Consider the following 15,177-nt stretch of genomic DNA (forward strand, 5'->3'; position numbering starts at 1 on the left):
CACCTCCCCGCCTCTTTCACAGGAGTCAACGCTATGTTCAATAACTGGTCCGAACTGCTGCCCACCATCAAGAGCGCCTTTGGCGCCCTGGGCAAAAGCAATCCGAAGATGGTCAAGGCCTACATGGCCCTGGACGAAGCCGCGGCTGAAAACAACGTGCTCGATGCCAAGACCCGCGAGCTGATCTCCATCGCCGTGGCCATCACCACCCGCTGCGACGGCTGCATTGGCGTACACACCGACGCCGCCATCAAGGCCGGCGCCACCCGCGAAGAAATCGCCGCCACCCTGGCCACTGCCGTGTCATTGAATGCCGGCGCGGCGTACATCTATTCCCTGCGAGCCCTGGAGGCCCATGACGCATTGAAGAAGTGAGCGGCGATAACTGAACCGCTATCGCGAGCAAGCTCGCTCCCACAATGGGGTCTGCGTTCGACTGCGGATTTGTAGACGCCCCAAAAAACTGTGGGAGCGAGCTTGCTCGCGAAGGCGGACTGACATTCAACATCTTCGTCGACTGTCACATCGCTTTCGCGAGCAAGCTCGCTCCCACAATGGAATCTGCGTTCGGCTGCGGATTTGTAGGCGCCCAAAAAACTGTGGGAGCGAGCTTGCTCGCGAAGGCGGACTGACATTCAACATCTTCGTCCACTGTCACACCGCTATCGCGAGCAGGCTCGCTCCCACAATGGGATCTGCGTTCGACTGCGGATTTGTAGACGCCCCAAAAAACTGTGGGAGCGAGCTTGCTCGCGAAGGCGGACTGACATTCAACATCTTCGTCGACTGTCACACCGCTATCGCGAGCAGGCTCGCTCCCACAATGGGGTCTGCGTTCGACTGCGGATTTGTAGGCGCCCAAAAAAACTGTGGGAGCGAGCTTGCTCGCGAAGGCGGACTGACATTCAACATCTTCGTCGACTGTCACACCGCTATCGCGAGCAGGCTCGCTCCCACAATGGGGTCTGCGTTCGACTGCGGATTTGTAGACGCCCCAAAAAACTGTGGGAGCGAGCTTGCTCGCGAAGGCGGACTGACATTCAACATCTTCGTCGACTGTCACACCGCTATCGCGAGCAAGCTCGCTCCCACAATGGGGTCTGCGTTCGACTGCGGATTTGTAGGCGCCCCAAAAAACTGTGGGAGCGAGCTTGCTCGCGAAGGCGGACTGACATTCAACATCTTCGTCGACTGTCACACCGCTATCGCGAGCAAGCTCGCTCCCACAATGGGGTCTGCGTTCGACTGCGGATTTGTAGGCGCCCAAAAAAACTGTGGGAGCGAGCTTGCTCGCGAAGGCGGACTGACATTCAACATCTTCGTCGACTGTCTCACCGCTATCGCGAGCAAGCTCGCTCCCACAGGTAGAGCTGCGTCGGGTTAGACCGGTGCGGTCTCGGCCCGGCGGACTTCCGGTTGTTTCCAGGAGTCGGCAGCGCTTTCTTCGATGGCTTGCTGGATCGCGCGCTTGCGGTTCTCTTCGGCGCGGCGGCTGAAGTACCAGACCAGGAAGGTCACCAGCGACACCGCCAGCAGGATCAGGCTCGCCACGGCGTTGATTTCCGGTTTTACCCCCAGGCGCACGGCCGAGAAGACTTCCATTGGCAAGGTGGTCGAGCCGGGGCCGGAGACGAAGCTCGCCAGCACCAGGTCATCCAGGGACAACGCGAACGACATCATGCCCCCCGCCGCCAGTGACGGCGCGATCATCGGGATGGTGATCAAAAAGAACACCTTCCACGGCCGGGCACCCAGGTCCATGGCCGCCTCTTCGATGGACAGGTCCAGCTCACGCAAACGTGCCGAGACCACCACCGCCACATAGGCCGCGCAGAACGTGGTGTGGGCGATCCAGATCGTGACGATGCCACGCTCCTGGGGCCAGCCAATCATCTGCGCCATGGCGACGAACAGCAGCAACAGCGACAGACCGGTGATGACTTCCGGCATCACCAGCGGCGCGGTGACCAGGCCGCCGAACAGCGTGCGGCCCTTGAAGTGGGTGATGCGGGTCAACACGAAGGCCGCCAGCGTCCCCAGGGCCACCGCGGCAATCGCCGTGTAGCAGGCGATTTCCAGCGAGCGCACCACCGAGCCCATCAACTGACTGTTGTCCAGCAGGCCGACGTACCACTTGATCGACCAGCCACCCCACACCGTCACCAGTTTCGAGGCGTTGAACGAATAGATCACCAGGATCAGCATCGGTGCGTAGATGAACAGCAAACCCAGCACCAGCATCAGGCTTGAAAAACTGAAGCGCTTCATTCCTTGCCCTCCATTTCTTTGGCCTGACTGCGGTTGAACAGGATGATGGGCACGATCAGGATTGCCAGCATCACCACCGCCAGGGCGGATGCCACCGGCCAGTCTCGGTTATTGAAGAATTCCTGCCACAGCACTTTGCCGATCATCAGGGTTTCCGGGCCGCCCAGCAGTTCCGGGATGACGAACTCGCCCACCACGGGGATGAACACCAGCATGCAGCCAGCGACGATGCCGTTCTTGGATAGCGGCACGGTGATTTTCCAGAAGCTGTTGAAGGTGCTCGACCCCAGGTCCGACGCGGCTTCCAACAGGCTGGCGTCATGTTTCACCAGGTTGGCGTACAACGGCAGGATCATGAACGGCAGATAGGAGTAGACGACCCCGATATACACCGCCAGGTTGGTGTTGAGGATCTGCAGCGGTTCGCTGATCCAACCCATGCTCAGCAAAAAGCCGTTGAGCAAGCCGTTGTTGCTGAGGATGCCCATCCACGCGTAGACGCGGATCAGGATCGCGGTCCAGGTCGGCATCATGATCAGCAGCACCAGCACCGTCTGCATCTCTTTGCGGGCATTGGCGATGCCATAGGCCATCGGGTAGCCGATCAGCAGGCACAAGAGCGTGCTGATCAGGGCCATTTTCAGCGAACCGAGGTAGGCGGCGATGTACAACTCGTCCTCGCTCAGCATCGCGTAGTTGGCGAGGTTGAGCAGCACCTGCAGCTTCTGGTCGACGTAGCTGTAGATCTCGGTGTACGGCGGGATGGCCACGTCGGCTTCGGCAAAGCTGATCTTCAGGACGATGAAGAACGGCAGCATGAAGAACAGGAACAGCCAGATGAAGGGCACCCCGATGACCAGTTGGCGGCCACCGGGCGTTATTCGATCGAGTCGGCGTTTGAGTTTGCGCATGTTCATGAGCGAAGCACCACGCCGCTGTCGTCTTCCCACCAGACGAACACCTGGTCGCCCCAGGTCGGGCGCTGGCCACGGCGTTCGGCGTTGGCGACGAAGGACTGCACCAGCTTGCCGCTCGGCAGCTCGACGTAGAACACCGAGTGGCCGCCCAGGTAGGCGATGTCATGGACCTTGCCGCTGGACCAGTTGTGCTCGCAGGTCGGCGGCTCGGAAGTGACCAGCAGCTTTTCCGGGCGAATCGCGTAGGTCACCGACTTGTCCTGCACCGAGGTACTGATGCCGTGGCCGACGTAGATGTTGCGGTCCAGGTCCTTGCAGGTCAGCACCGCGTGGCCTTCGGCGTCGTCCACCACTTCGGTCTCGAAGATGTTGACGTTGCCGATGAACTCGCAGACCAGCCGGCTGGTCGGGGTCTCGTAGATGTCGATCGGGCTGCCGATCTGGGCGATCCAGCCCAGGTGCATGATCGCGATACGTTCGGCCATGGTCATGGCCTCTTCCTGGTCGTGGGTCACCATGACGCAGGTCACGCCAACCCGCTCGATGATCTCCACCAGCTCCAGTTGCATCTGCGAGCGCAGTTTCTTATCCAGCGCGCCCATCGGCTCGTCGAGCAGCAACAGCTTCGGGCGCTTGGCCAGGGAACGGGCCAGGGCCACACGCTGGCGCTGGCCGCCGGAGAGCTGGTGCGGCTTGCGCTTGGCGTATTGGCTCATCTGCACCAGCTTGAGCATCTCCGCCACGCGGGCATCGATCTCGGCCTTCGGGATCTTGTCCTGTTGCAGGCCGAAAGCGATGTTCTGCGCCACGGTCATGTGCGGGAACAGGGCGTAGGACTGGAACATCATGTTGATCGGCCGCTCATAGGGCGGCATGTCGGTGATGTCCACACCGTCGAGGAAAATCCGCCCCTCGGTGGGCCGCTCGAAACCGGCCAGCATGCGCAGCAAGGTGGATTTGCCCGATCCCGAACCGCCGAGCAAGGCGAAGATCTCGCCTTTCTTGATTTCCAGGGACACGTCGTCCACGGCAATCGTCTCGTCGAACTTCTTCGTGACCCGGTCGATTTTGACCAGCACCTGCTTGGGTGTCTGGTCGCCCTCGAGGGCTTTCTTATAGGCGCCGGAGGCAACTGCCATTTACGAAACTCCCACAGAATTTGCAGTTCGCCCCACGCGGACGAACAAGAGTGTTGAGGTTATTTACCCGACTTGACCTTGGTCCAGCTGCGGGTCATGAGTCGTTGGATCTTGGGCGGCAACTCGGAGTTGACGTAGAGCTTGTCGACGACCGCTTGCGGTGGATAAACCGCTTCATCGGTGCGTACTTTCTGGTCCATCAGCTCGCCAGCCTTCGGGTTCGGGTTGGCATAACCGACAACGTCACTGACCTGGGCGATGACCTCAGGCTTGAGCACATAGTTGATGAAGGCATGCGCTTGCTTGACGTTGGTGGCGTCACGCGGGATCGCCAGCATGTCGAACCAGAGATTGCCGCCTTCCTTGGGAATCACATAGGCGATGTTGACGCCCTTGCCGGCCTCGCTGGCACGAGCCCGGGCCTGGAAGATGTCGCCGGAGAAACCGGCCGCCACGCAGATCTCGCCATTGGCCAGGTCGGAGATGTATTTGGAGGAATTGAAATAAGTCACGTAAGGCCGGATCTTGAGTAGCTGCGCCTCGGCCTTCTTGTAGTCTTCGGGGTCTTCGCTGTTGGGGTTCAGGCCCAGGTAATTGAGCATCGCCGGGATCATTTCGTCGCCCGAGTCGAGGAACGAAACACCGCAGCTGGACAGCTTCTTGATGTTTTCCGGTTCGAACAGCATGGCCCAAGAATCAATCTTCTCGACGCCCAGGACCGCCTTGATCTTCTCGACGTTATAGCCGATGCCGTTGGTGCCCCAGAGGTAAGGCACGGCGTACTGGTTGCCCGGGTCGTTCTTTTCCAGGCGCTTGAGCAGCACAGGGTCGAGGTTGGCGTAGTTGGGCAACTGCGCCTTGTCGAGCTTCTGGAACGCCCCGGCCTTGATCTGCTTGCCCAGGAAGTGGTTGGACGGCACGACCACGTCGTAGCCGGTACGTCCGGCCAGCAACTTGCCTTCCAGGGTTTCGTTGGAGTCGAACACGTCATACACCGGCTTGATGCCAGTGGCTTTTTCGAAATCCGCCAGGGTGGTCTCGCCGATGTAGTCCGACCAATTATAAATATGCACGGTGGAAGCGGCCTGGACACTGACGGCGAGCGTCAGGCCGGCGCCGACCAGCAAGGCGTTGCGTAACAAAGAAAAGACTGGCACGTGGAGGTCCTCTTAAATAGTTGGGCCCAAGTTGCCCCCGTTACTTGGTCACGATGGACCCTGCAACAAAACCGGCGCGCAACTTACCCTCGATAAACCGATCCAGCAAAACTTTTAGTTATTGAGTTGCTCCTGTTGCCGCCGCAGCAATGCCAGCGGCAACAGGAGGATGCTTCAGACCGGCTTATTTACCGGATTTGATCTTGGTCCAGCTGCGGGTCAGGATCCGCTGGGTCGCTGGCGGCAGATCGCTGATGGCGTACAGCTTGGCCTTCACTTCGTCCGATGGGTAAATGCTCGGGTCACCGGAGATTTCCTTGTCCACCAACGCGGTGGCGGCCTTGTTGCCGTTAGGGAAACGCACGTTGTCGGTGATCTGCGCCATGATTTCCGGCTGCATGATGAAGTTCATCCATTTATAAGCGGCCTCGACATTTTCGGCATCCTTGGGAATGGCGACCATGTCGTAGAACGAACCGGCACCTTCCTTGGGAATGGTGTAGGCCACTTTCACTTTGCCGCCAGCCTCGGCAGCACGGCTCTTGGATTGCTCGATATCACCCGAGTAGCCCACGGCGACGCAGATGTTGCCGTTGGCCAGGTCGGAAATGTATTTGGAAGAGTGGAAGTAACCGATCGATGGACGCAACTTGAGGAACAGTGCTTCAGCCTCGGCCAGTTGCTTCTTGTCCTGGCTGTCGGTCGGGTAGCCAAGGTAATGCAGGGCCACCGGAATCATTTCGGTTGGCGAATCGAGGAAGCTCACGCCGCAGCTCTTGAGCTTGGCGATGTTCTCGGGCTTGAGCAGGGTGTCCCAGGAATCGATCTTGTCGACGCCCAATGCGGCCTTGACCTTCTCGGGGTTGTAACCGATGCCGATGGTGCCCCACATGTAAGGGAAGGCGTGTTTGTTGCCCTGGTCGCTGGCATCGCCAACAGCCTTGAGCAGGTCGGTGTCCAGGTTCTTCCAGTTCGGCAGCTTGGACTTGTCCAGCTCCTGGTAGACGCCGGCCTTGATCTGCTTGGCCAGGAAGTTGTTCGACGGCACCACGATGTCATAACCGGACTTGCCGGCCAGCAACTTGGCTTCCAGGGTTTCGTTGCTGTCGAACACGTCGTAGACGACTTTGATCCCCGTTTCTTTCTCGAACTTGGCAACGGTGTCCGGCGCAATGTAGTCGGACCAGTTGTAGACATGCAGCACTTTGTCGTCCGCCTGGACGGCGCCCGCCATCACGCCCATCAGTGACATGGCGAGGAGGGTCTTGCCAGCTATCTTCATACCTAATGCCTTCATGGATTGATGCTCCAGTTATTCTTTTTAGCCACGTTCAGTAGCCGGCTCGCGGGCAACTTGAACAGTCGGTAGTCTGGCAAGTTACAGGGCAGGCTTTCAACACAAGCCCAGCCTTTTGTTCACGCTGGGCGAGGCCCTTGCAGGCACCTCGCTCAGAGCCTAGCACTTAGCCCTGCAACGCACTGAGCGTCAGGTCCAGGCAATGCCGCGCCTTGGTCACCAATTCATCGATCTCGGCCTTGCTGATCACCAGCGGCGGCGCAATGATCATGGTGTCGCCCACCGCGCGCATGATCAGCCCGTTATCGAAGCAGAACTGCCGGCAGATCATGCCCACGCCCTTGCCTTCGTAGCGTTTGCGCGTGGCCTTGTCCTGGACCAGTTCGATCGCCCCCAGCAAACCGACCCCGCGTACTTCACCCACCAGCGGATGATCGTTCAGTTCCCGCAAACGCTTCTGCAAATAGGGTGCCGTTTCGCTGTGGACACGCTCGATGATCTTCTCGTCGCGCAGGATGCGGATGTTTTCCAGGGCCACCGCCGCGGCCACCGGGTGACCGGAGTAGGTAAAGCCGTGGTTGAAGTCACCGCCTTCGTTGAGCACCGCGACCACGTCGTCGCGCACGATCAGCCCACCCATGGGGATATAGCCGGAGGTCAGGCCCTTGGCGATGGTCATCATGTGCGGTTTCAACCCGTAATGGTCGGTACCGAACCACTCACCGGTGCGGCCGAAGCCACAGATCACTTCGTCGGCCACGAACAGAATGTCGTACTTGGCGAGGATTTCCTTCATGCGCGGCCAGTAGCTGTCCGGCGGCACGATCACGCCACCGGCGCCCTGGATCGGCTCGGCGATGAAGGCCCCGACGTTGTCCACGCCGATCTCCAGGATCTTTTCTTCCAACTGGTTGGCCGCCCACACGCCGAACTCTTCGGGGCTCATGTCGCCGCCTTCACCGAACCAGTAAGGCTGGGCGATGTGGACAATGCCCGGGATCGGCAGGTCGCCCTGCTCGTGCATATAGGTCATGCCGCCCAGGCTCGCGCCCGCGACGGTCGAACCGTGATAACCGTTCTTGCGGCTGATGATGACTTTCTTGTTCGGCTGGCCCTTGATCGCCCAATAGTGGCGGACCATGCGCAGCATGGTGTCGTTGCCCTCGGAGCCGGAGCCGGTGAAGAACACGTGGTTCATGCTTTCAGGGGCGATGTCGGCGATGGCTTTGGACAATTCCAGCACCGGCGGGTGGGCCGTCTGGAAGAACAGGTTGTAGTACGGCAGTTCACGCATCTGCTGGCTGGCGGCGTCGGCCAGTTCCTCACGGCCATAACCGACGGCCACACACCAGAGGCCGGCCATGCCGTCGAGGATCTTGTTGCCTTCACTGTCCCAGAGGTAGACGCCCTTGGCGTGGGTGATGATGCGCGGGCCTTTCTCTTTGAGCTGCTTGAAATCGCTGAACGGCGCCAAGTGATGATCGTTGCTCAGGGCCTGCCATTCACGGGTTTGCGGGTTATTGCGGGTCATGCGAATTCTCCTGTTATCGGTGGGGGCGAAGCTGCCTGAAGCAGCCTCGCCCAGCGCTTCAGACGGCAAAGAGCAGGAATTCCCGCTCCCACGAACTGATGACGCGCTTGAAGTTTTCATGCTCGGCCCGCTTGACCGCGACGTAGCCTGTGATGAATTTCTTGCCCAGGTATTTCTCGATGGTGGTGCTGTTTTCCATGCGTTCCAGGGCGTCTTCGATGGTCAGCGGCAAACGCAGGTTGCGGCGCTCGTAGCCACGGCCCACCACCGGCGCGCTCGGGTCGATGCCTTCGACCATGCCGATGAAGCCACACAGCAGGCTGGCGGCAATCGCCAGGTACGGGTTGGCGTCGGCGCCCGGCAAACGGTTTTCCACCCGACGGTTCTGCGGCCCGGCATCCGGCACGCGCAGGCCCACGGTGCGGTTCTCTTCGCCCCACTCCACGTTCACCGGTGCCGAGGTGTCCGGCAGGAAGCGGCGGAACGAGTTGACGTTGGGAGCGAACAGCGGCAACAGCTCGGGGATGAACTTCTGCAAGCCACCGATGTGGTGCAGGAACAGATCGCTCATGGTCCCGTCTTCATTGGAGAAGACGTTCTTGCCGGTTTCCTTGTCGATGATGCTCTGGTGCAGGTGCATCGCACTGCCCGGCTCGCCGGTCATGGGCTTGGCCATGAAGGTGGCGGCCACGTCGTGCTTGAGTGCCGCCTCGCGCATGGTGCGCTTGAACACCAGGATCTGGTCGGCCAGGGACAGGGCATCGCCGTGACGGAAATTGATTTCCATCTGCGCCGTGCCGTCCTCGTGGATCAGGGTATCGAGGTCCAGCTCCTGCAGTTCGCACCAGTCGTAGACGTCTTCGAACAGCGGATCGAATTCGTTGGCCGCTTCGATCGAGAAAGACTGGCGACCGGTTTCCGGGCGGCCGGAGCGGCCAATGGGCGGTTGCAGCGGAAAGTCCGGGTCGTCGCTGCGCTTGGTCAGGTAGAACTCCATTTCCGGCGCCACGATAGGCTGCCAACCTTTGTCGGCATAGAGCTTGAGCACTTTCTTGAGCACGTTGCGCGGCGACAGCTCAATGGGGTTGCCCTGCTTGTCGTAGGCGTCGTGGATGACCTGGGCGGTGGGCTCGATGGCCCAGGGCACAAGGAACACGGCGTTCTCGTCCGGGCGGCAGATCATGTCGATGTCAGCCGGGTCGAGCAGTTCGTAATAGATGTCGTCTTCGACATAGTCGCCCGTAACGGTCTGGAGCAGAACGCTCTCGGGCAGGCGCATGCCTTTCTCGGCGATGAACTTGTTGGTCGGCGAGATCTTGCCCCGGGTGATACCGGTCAGGTCGCCAATCATGCATTCGACTTCTGTGATCTTGTGGTCTTTCAACCAATCGGTGAGCTGGTCGAGGTTGTTACTCATAAATGCCTCTAGGCGTGAGTTTCCTGACTGCTATTAGTTGTCAGGCGTTGTTTGACGCATCTGCGTCGCGTTGTGTTGCCCTTGCTCGGCAGGCATCGCCAAATGCCTGGAAAATCGCAAGGTAGTGCGGGTTAGAGCTTACCTCCCATTCAGGGTGCCATTGCACACCTAAAGCAAAAGCCTTGCCTTCTGGCACCGAAACAGCCTCGATCAGGCCATCGGGCGCCACCGCTTCGGCCCGCAGCCCAGGCGCCAGGCGCTCGATGCCCTGGCTGTGGATCGAGTTGACTTCAATCGACTGGGGCAGCCCCAGGCCTGCCAGTATGCCGCCAGGCTGGATGTCCACGGCGTGGGCAGGACCATATTGGACCTCCACCGCTTGAGTATCGTCTTCACGATGATCGATGAACGTTCCGACTTCATGAACTTTCTGATGCAGGCTGCCGCCAAAGGCTACGTTCATCTCCTGGAAACCACGACAAATGCCCAGCACCGGGACGCCCGCCTCGACAGCGGCGCGGATCAGCGGCAGGGTGGTGGCGTCCCGTGCAGGATCATGGGTAGTGCCTGGCGCGCTGGCTGGGCCCTGATAATGAAAAGGTTCTACATTGGAAGGAGAGCCGGTCAGAAGAATGCCGTCCAGGGCGTCCAGAATATCGGACGGTGGGAACAGATCCGCCAGGGACGGGACCAGCACTGGCAAGCCCTTGGCGGCTGTCGCGACAGCCCGGGCATATTTATCGCCACTGGTGTGATAAGCATGCAGACCCATCTGCCTGGAGCAGGTGGTGACGCCGATTAACGGCAGGCGAGACATGAAGCACCCCGGTATTATTGCTGTTATGGGTTTGAATCGAGCTTAGCCTTGTTCATTTTTTTACACAACACCCCCGTAAAAAATACAACACGGCCCGCTCAAGCCTGCGGGCGCCAAGGCCCCTAAAGGGAAAAAAACGCCCTAAATTGCCTCAAAAAAGCCCTGCAGGTGCTTTTTTAGGGCAAAAAAGGCCCTGCTTGACTTCGGCATGCCGTTCGGGTTGACTGGCTTTCGAAGAGATCAATGATTGATATTTTTAACAACAAAGGTGTTGCATCATGTCGGTACCCCCGCGTGCCGTTCAGCTTAACGAAGCGAACGCGTTCCTTAAGGAACATCCTGAGGTTCTGTACGTTGACCTTCTGATTGCGGATATGAATGGTGTGGTGCGCGGCAAGCGCATAGAACGCACCAGCCTCCACAAGGTTTACGAGAAAGGCATCAACCTGCCGGCCTCTTTATTTGCCCTGGATATCAATGGCTCTACGGTGGAAAGCACCGGCCTGGGCCTGGACATCGGTGATGCTGACCGAATCTGTTATCCAATCCCTGACACCCTGTGCAACGAGCCTTGGCAGAAGCGCCCGACTGCGCAACTGTTGATGACCATGCACGAACTCGAAGGCGAACCTTTCTTCGCCGATCCCCGTGAAGTCCTGCGCCAAGTCGTGACCAAGTTCGATGAACTGGGCCTGACCATCTGCGCCGCATTCGAGCTGGAGTTCTACCTGATCGACCAGGAGAACGTGAATGGACGCCCACAACCGCCTCGCTCGCCGATTTCCGGCAAACGCCCGCATTCGACACAGGTCTACCTGATCGATGACCTCGACGAATACGTCGATTGCCTCCAGGACATTCTGGAAGGGGCCAAGGAGCAAGGCATTCCCGCCGACGCCATCGTCAAGGAAAGTGCCCCGGCGCAGTTCGAAGTGAACCTGCACCACGTGGCCGATCCGATCAAGGCTTGCGACTATGCGGTCCTGCTCAAGCGCCTGATCAAGAACATCGCCTACGACCATGAAATGGACACCACCTTCATGGCCAAGCCGTATCCGGGCCAGGCGGGCAATGGGTTGCACGTCCACATTTCGATTCTGGATAAAGACGGCAAGAATATCTTTGCCAGCGAGGATCCCGAGCAGAACGCCGCACTGCGTCACGCGATCGGCGGTGTGCTCGAGACCCTGCCCGCGCAGATGGCTTTCCTCTGCCCGAACGTCAACTCCTACCGTCGTTTCGGCGCACAGTTCTACGTGCCGAACTCGCCGACCTGGGGCCTGGACAACCGCACCGTGGCCTTGCGCGTGCCGACCGGCTCGGCCGATGCCGTGCGCCTGGAACACCGCGTCGCCGGTGCCGATGCCAACCCCTACCTGCTGATGGCAGCCGTGTTGGCGGGCGTGCACCATGGCCTGGTCAACAAGATCGAGCCCGGTGCGCCGGTGGAAGGCAACAGCTACGAGCAAAACGAGCAAAGCCTGCCGAACAACTTGCGCGATGCCCTGCGCGAGCTCGACGACAGTGAAGTCATGGCCAAGTACATCGATCCGAAATACATCGATATCTTCGTGGCCTGCAAGGAGAGTGAGCTGGAGGAGTTCGAACACTCCATCTCCGACCTCGAGTACAACTGGTACCTGCATACCGTGTAAGCGGTTGCAGTAAAAAAGACGCCGCAGGCCTTCGGGGCTGCGGCGTTTTTTTGTATTTGGGGGATGGCCGCCTTCGGCGGATCGCGAGCCAGCTCAGCTCCCACAGGGGATTTGCGGTGCTGACTTGAAATCACCACAAACCCAATGTGGGAGCAAGCTCAGCTCCAACCGGGGCTTTGTGATCGTTTGGTCTGATTCACTGAGTATTGCTCTGTGGGAGCAAGGCTTGCCCGCGATGAGGGCCGGGAAGACAACACCGGACCCGACTCGTACAATGCCCGGCAGCCCCGCAGGAGAGCTTCATGACACGCATCGCCACACCCCGCAAACCCCGCGCACGCAGCCAGGCCCGGATCGACACCATTCTCGATGCCGCCCGTACGCTGCTTGCCGCCGAAGGCGTGGCCAGCCTGTCGATCTACAGCGTCGCCGAGCGCGCCGGGATCCCGCCCTCTTCCGTGTACCACTTCTTCGCCAGCGTCCCGGCCCTGCTCGAAGCCCTGACCGCCGACGTCCACGCCGCTTTTCGCGCTGGCCTGCAGGCACCGATCGATCATGCGGCGCTGAACCATTGGCACGACCTGTCACGGCTGGTGGAGCAGCGCATGCTCGCCATCTACAACCAGGACGCCGCCGCGCGCCAGTTGATCCTGGCCCAGCACGGCCTGACCGAAGTCACCCAGGCCGACCGCCAACACGACCTCGAGCTGAGTGACTTGATGCACACGGTGTTCGACCACCATTTCGCCCTGCCGCCCCTGCCCGGCGACGTCGATGTGTTCGCCCTGGCCATGGAGCTGGGCGATCGCGTCTACGCCCGCTCGATACAGCAGCACGGCCAGATCACCCCACGCATGGCCGAAGAAGGCATGCGGGTGTTCGATGCGTACCTGGGGCTGTACCTGCCGCCGTATTTGCCCAAGCGTGAAATCATCCGGTGATGACAGCCACTGTCAGTTGACCCGTGGGAGCAAAGCTTGCTCGCGATAGCGGTGGTCCAGCCGATACGGTTTTCAACGGTCATGCCCAATCGCGAGCAAGCTTTGCTCCCACAGACTTCTGCGCCGCTTGGTCCTTGACTGACCGGCACTACGCTATAGAAAAGCCCCGAAGGGCTCACGCCGTCCGGGGCTGTGGGTGAAGCATCGTTCACAACTTGGCGATAGACACCTCGGTGGATTTGACGAAGGCGATCACTTCGCTGCCGATCGCCAGTTCCAGCTCCTTGACCGAACGGGTGGTGATGACCGACGTGACGATGCCGGAAGCAGTCTGCACGTCGATTTCCGACAGTACGTCGCCTTCGACGATTTCCTTGATGGTGCCTTTGAACTGGTTGCGTACGTTGATGGCTTTGATAGTCATGGTGTCGATTCCTGTCTGGATGAAGTTATTGCGCCCAACGCAATTGCGTGGGCAAGGGTGAAACGGGTTCGGGATCCGGCGGTTGGCCGGGCAAGGACAGCACACGGTTGAGGACTTCGGTTTCCAGGCTGGCCAGGCGATGAGAGCCGCGAGCCCGCGGACGCGGCAGGTCGATGGCCAGGTCGAGGCCGATCTGGCCGTCCTCGATCAGGATCACCCGATCGGCAATCGCCACCGCTTCGCTGACGTCGTGGGTCACCAGCAACACCGTGAAGCCGTGCTGCCGCCAGAGGTTTTCGATCAGTTGCTGCATCTCGATACGGGTCAGGGCGTCCAGCGCTCCCAAGGGTTCGTCGAGCAGCAACAGCCGGGGCTTATGAATCAATGCGCGGGCCAGGGCCACCCGTTGCTTCTGGCCGCCGGACAGCGCCGCCGGCCACTCATGGGCGCGGTCGGCCAGGCCCACCGCTTCCAGTGCCTGCAACGCTTGCGGGCGCCAATTGCCCTTGAGGCCGAGGCCGACGTTATCGATGATTTTTTTCCAGGGCAGCAAACGTGCCTCCTGGAACATCAGCCGCGTGTCTTCCCGTGCATCGCTCAACGACGCCGAACCGGCCAGCAGCTGTCCACCGGTGGGCTGATCGAGGCCAGCCAACAAGCGCAGCAAGGTACTTTTGCCACAGCCACTGCGACCGACCACGGCCACGAACTGACCGGCCGGAATATGCAGATCGATATCGCGCAATACCTGGCGCGTGCCAAAGGTTTTTTGCAGCTTGCGCACCGCCAGCGGGATGCCACGCAGCAGATGCGGAGGTTGTTGGGCGGTCATGCCACACCTCCCTTGTTCACTTGGTACGCCGGGTGCCAGCGCAGCCAGACCCGCTCAAGCCCGCGAGCGGCCAGGTCGGCCAATTTGCCCAGCACGGCGTACAGGAGAATCGCCAGCACCACCACATCGGTCTGCAGGAACTCCCGGGCGTTCATCGCCAGGTAACCGATGCCGGAGCTGGCCGAGATGGTTTCCGCCACGATCAGCGTCAGCCACATGAAACCCAGGGCGAAGCGCACGCCCACCAGGATCGAAGGCAAGGCCCCCGGCAGGATCACCTGGCGAAACAGGCTGAAGCCGGACAAGCCGTAGCTGCGGGACATCTCCACCAGCGCCGGGTCGACGTTGCGAATCCCGTGGTAGGTGTTGAGGTAGATGGGAAACAACGTGCCCAGGGCCACCAGGAAAATCTTCGCCGACTCGTCGATGCCGAACCACAGGATCACCAGCGGAATCAGCGCCAGGTGCGGGACGTTCCTGACCATTTGCACGGAGCTGTCCAGCAGGCGTTCGCCCCATTTCGACAACCCGGTGATGAAGCCCAGGGTCAGGCCGATGCCGCCGCCGATCAGGAAACCGACCGCTGCGCGCCAACCGCTGATCGCCAGGTGTGTCCAGATTTCGCCGCTGCGCACCAGGTTGACCCCGGCTTCGATCACCGCCACCGGTGCCGGCAGGATCCGCGTGGACAACCAGCCAGCCGATACCGACAGTTGCCAGACCGCCAGCAACAGCAGCGGCACCGCCCAGGGCGCGAGGTTGTGGATGATTTTCTTCATGGC

The 15,177-nt window shown here is 60.3% G+C and carries 14 protein-coding genes; 3 read left to right on the top strand and 11 right to left on the bottom strand.

The annotated features are described in order from the left end of the window. Positions 1-33 precede the first annotated feature (33 nt). Positions 34-375, top strand: coding sequence for a carboxymuconolactone decarboxylase family protein (locus ACZ5M5_RS29060; protein WP_014340738.1), 342 nt, complete (start codon positions 34-36; stop codon positions 373-375). Between the two features lie 1,005 nt (positions 376-1,380). On the opposite strand, the gene ACZ5M5_RS29065 is transcribed toward ACZ5M5_RS29060, so the two are convergent. The 8 genes from ACZ5M5_RS29065 to ACZ5M5_RS29100 form a co-directional block, all read right to left on the bottom strand. Next, positions 1,381-2,268: an ABC transporter permease subunit gene (locus ACZ5M5_RS29065; RefSeq protein WP_060740161.1), complete on the bottom strand. Its 888-nt coding sequence runs from the start codon at positions 2,266-2,268 to the stop codon at positions 1,381-1,383. Further along, on the bottom strand, positions 2,265-3,185 hold the full coding sequence (locus tag ACZ5M5_RS29070; protein ID WP_060740160.1) for an ABC transporter permease subunit: 921 nt from the start codon (positions 3,183-3,185) through the stop codon (positions 2,265-2,267). Before ACZ5M5_RS29070 ends, ACZ5M5_RS29065 begins: the two co-directional genes overlap by 4 nt. Continuing rightward, positions 3,182-4,324: an ABC transporter ATP-binding protein gene (locus tag ACZ5M5_RS29075; RefSeq protein ID WP_060740159.1), complete on the bottom strand. Its 1,143-nt coding sequence runs from the start codon at positions 4,322-4,324 to the stop codon at positions 3,182-3,184. Before ACZ5M5_RS29075 ends, ACZ5M5_RS29070 begins: the two co-directional genes overlap by 4 nt. 59 nt (positions 4,325-4,383) lie before the next feature. Continuing rightward, positions 4,384-5,481 carry a polyamine ABC transporter substrate-binding protein gene (locus ACZ5M5_RS29080; protein ID WP_060740158.1) on the bottom strand — a complete coding sequence of 366 codons (1,098 nt, stop codon included), beginning with the start codon at positions 5,479-5,481 and terminating at the stop codon, positions 4,384-4,386. 184 nt (positions 5,482-5,665) lie between these two features. Further along, positions 5,666-6,763, bottom strand: a complete 1,098-nt coding sequence (locus tag ACZ5M5_RS29085; RefSeq protein WP_060740157.1) for a polyamine ABC transporter substrate-binding protein — start codon at positions 6,761-6,763, stop codon at positions 5,666-5,668. 181 nt (positions 6,764-6,944) lie between these two features. Further along, the gene (locus ACZ5M5_RS29090) at positions 6,945-8,309 is read right to left on the bottom strand and encodes an aspartate aminotransferase family protein (protein ID WP_464738307.1); all 1,365 of its coding nucleotides are present in this window, start codon (positions 8,307-8,309) and stop codon (positions 6,945-6,947) included. 58 nt (positions 8,310-8,367) lie between these two features. Further along, positions 8,368-9,726 (bottom strand): glutamine synthetase family protein, encoded by a 1,359-nt coding sequence (locus ACZ5M5_RS29095; RefSeq protein WP_060740155.1) that lies wholly within the window; start codon positions 9,724-9,726, stop codon positions 8,368-8,370. 40 nt (positions 9,727-9,766) lie between these two features. Next, positions 9,767-10,543, bottom strand: a complete 777-nt coding sequence (locus ACZ5M5_RS29100) for a gamma-glutamyl-gamma-aminobutyrate hydrolase family protein (RefSeq protein WP_464738308.1) — start codon at positions 10,541-10,543, stop codon at positions 9,767-9,769. A gap of 278 nt (positions 10,544-10,821) precedes the next feature. On the opposite strand from ACZ5M5_RS29100, the gene ACZ5M5_RS29105 reads away from it, so the two are divergent. Next, positions 10,822-12,198: a glutamine synthetase family protein gene (locus ACZ5M5_RS29105; RefSeq protein WP_025216023.1), complete on the top strand. Its 1,377-nt coding sequence runs from the start codon at positions 10,822-10,824 to the stop codon at positions 12,196-12,198. A gap of 302 nt (positions 12,199-12,500) precedes the next feature. Further along, positions 12,501-13,139 carry a TetR/AcrR family transcriptional regulator gene (locus tag ACZ5M5_RS29110; protein ID WP_464738309.1) on the top strand — a complete coding sequence of 213 codons (639 nt, stop codon included), beginning with the start codon at positions 12,501-12,503 and terminating at the stop codon, positions 13,137-13,139. Positions 13,140-13,347: 208 nt separating this feature from the next. Here ACZ5M5_RS29110 and ACZ5M5_RS29115 read toward each other — a convergent pair whose 3' ends face one another. Genes ACZ5M5_RS29115 through ssuC form a run of 3 tightly spaced genes read right to left on the bottom strand, consistent with a single transcriptional unit; the run spans position 13,348 to position 15,174 of the window. Next, the gene (locus ACZ5M5_RS29115) at positions 13,348-13,563 is read right to left on the bottom strand and encodes a TOBE domain-containing protein (RefSeq protein WP_003177394.1); all 216 of its coding nucleotides are present in this window, start codon (positions 13,561-13,563) and stop codon (positions 13,348-13,350) included. 25 nt (positions 13,564-13,588) lie between these two features. Next, positions 13,589-14,395, bottom strand: coding sequence for an aliphatic sulfonates ABC transporter ATP-binding protein (gene ssuB / locus ACZ5M5_RS29120; RefSeq protein ID WP_060740152.1), 807 nt, complete (start codon positions 14,393-14,395; stop codon positions 13,589-13,591). Continuing rightward, a complete protein-coding gene (gene ssuC, locus ACZ5M5_RS29125) occupies positions 14,392-15,174 on the bottom strand; it encodes an aliphatic sulfonate ABC transporter permease SsuC (RefSeq protein ID WP_060740151.1) in 783 nt (260 codons plus the stop codon). The genes ssuB and ssuC overlap by 4 nt, the downstream gene beginning before the upstream one ends. Positions 15,175-15,177 lie beyond the last annotated feature (3 nt).

It is taken from the genome of Pseudomonas sp. Van50, from assembly GCF_055390755.1.

Excerpts from the sequence above, each read along its gene's own strand:
- ssuC (WP_060740151.1), bottom strand. The coding sequence starts at position 15,174 with ATGAAGAAAATCATCCACAACCTCGCGCCCTGGGCGGTGCCGCTGCTG.
- ACZ5M5_RS29095 (WP_060740155.1), bottom strand. The coding sequence starts at position 9,726 with ATGAGTAACAACCTCGACCAGCTCACCGATTGGTTGAAAGACCACAAG.
- ACZ5M5_RS29085 (WP_060740157.1), bottom strand. The coding sequence starts at position 6,763 with ATGAAGATAGCTGGCAAGACCCTCCTCGCCATGTCACTGATGGGCGTG.
- ACZ5M5_RS29075 (WP_060740159.1), bottom strand. The coding sequence starts at position 4,324 with ATGGCAGTTGCCTCCGGCGCCTATAAGAAAGCCCTCGAGGGCGACCAG.
- ACZ5M5_RS29115 (WP_003177394.1), bottom strand. The coding sequence starts at position 13,563 with ATGACTATCAAAGCCATCAACGTACGCAACCAGTTCAAAGGCACCATC.
- ACZ5M5_RS29090 (WP_464738307.1), bottom strand. The coding sequence starts at position 8,309 with ATGACCCGCAATAACCCGCAAACCCGTGAATGGCAGGCCCTGAGCAAC.
- ACZ5M5_RS29070 (WP_060740160.1), bottom strand. The coding sequence starts at position 3,185 with ATGAACATGCGCAAACTCAAACGCCGACTCGATCGAATAACGCCCGGT.
- ACZ5M5_RS29060 (WP_014340738.1), top strand. The coding sequence starts at position 34 with ATGTTCAATAACTGGTCCGAACTGCTGCCCACCATCAAGAGCGCCTTT.
- ACZ5M5_RS29105 (WP_025216023.1), top strand. The coding sequence starts at position 10,822 with ATGTCGGTACCCCCGCGTGCCGTTCAGCTTAACGAAGCGAACGCGTTC.
- ACZ5M5_RS29065 (WP_060740161.1), bottom strand. The coding sequence starts at position 2,268 with ATGAAGCGCTTCAGTTTTTCAAGCCTGATGCTGGTGCTGGGTTTGCTG.
- ACZ5M5_RS29110 (WP_464738309.1), top strand. The coding sequence starts at position 12,501 with ATGACACGCATCGCCACACCCCGCAAACCCCGCGCACGCAGCCAGGCC.
- ssuB (WP_060740152.1), bottom strand. The coding sequence starts at position 14,395 with ATGACCGCCCAACAACCTCCGCATCTGCTGCGTGGCATCCCGCTGGCG.
- ACZ5M5_RS29100 (WP_464738308.1), bottom strand. The coding sequence starts at position 10,543 with ATGTCTCGCCTGCCGTTAATCGGCGTCACCACCTGCTCCAGGCAGATG.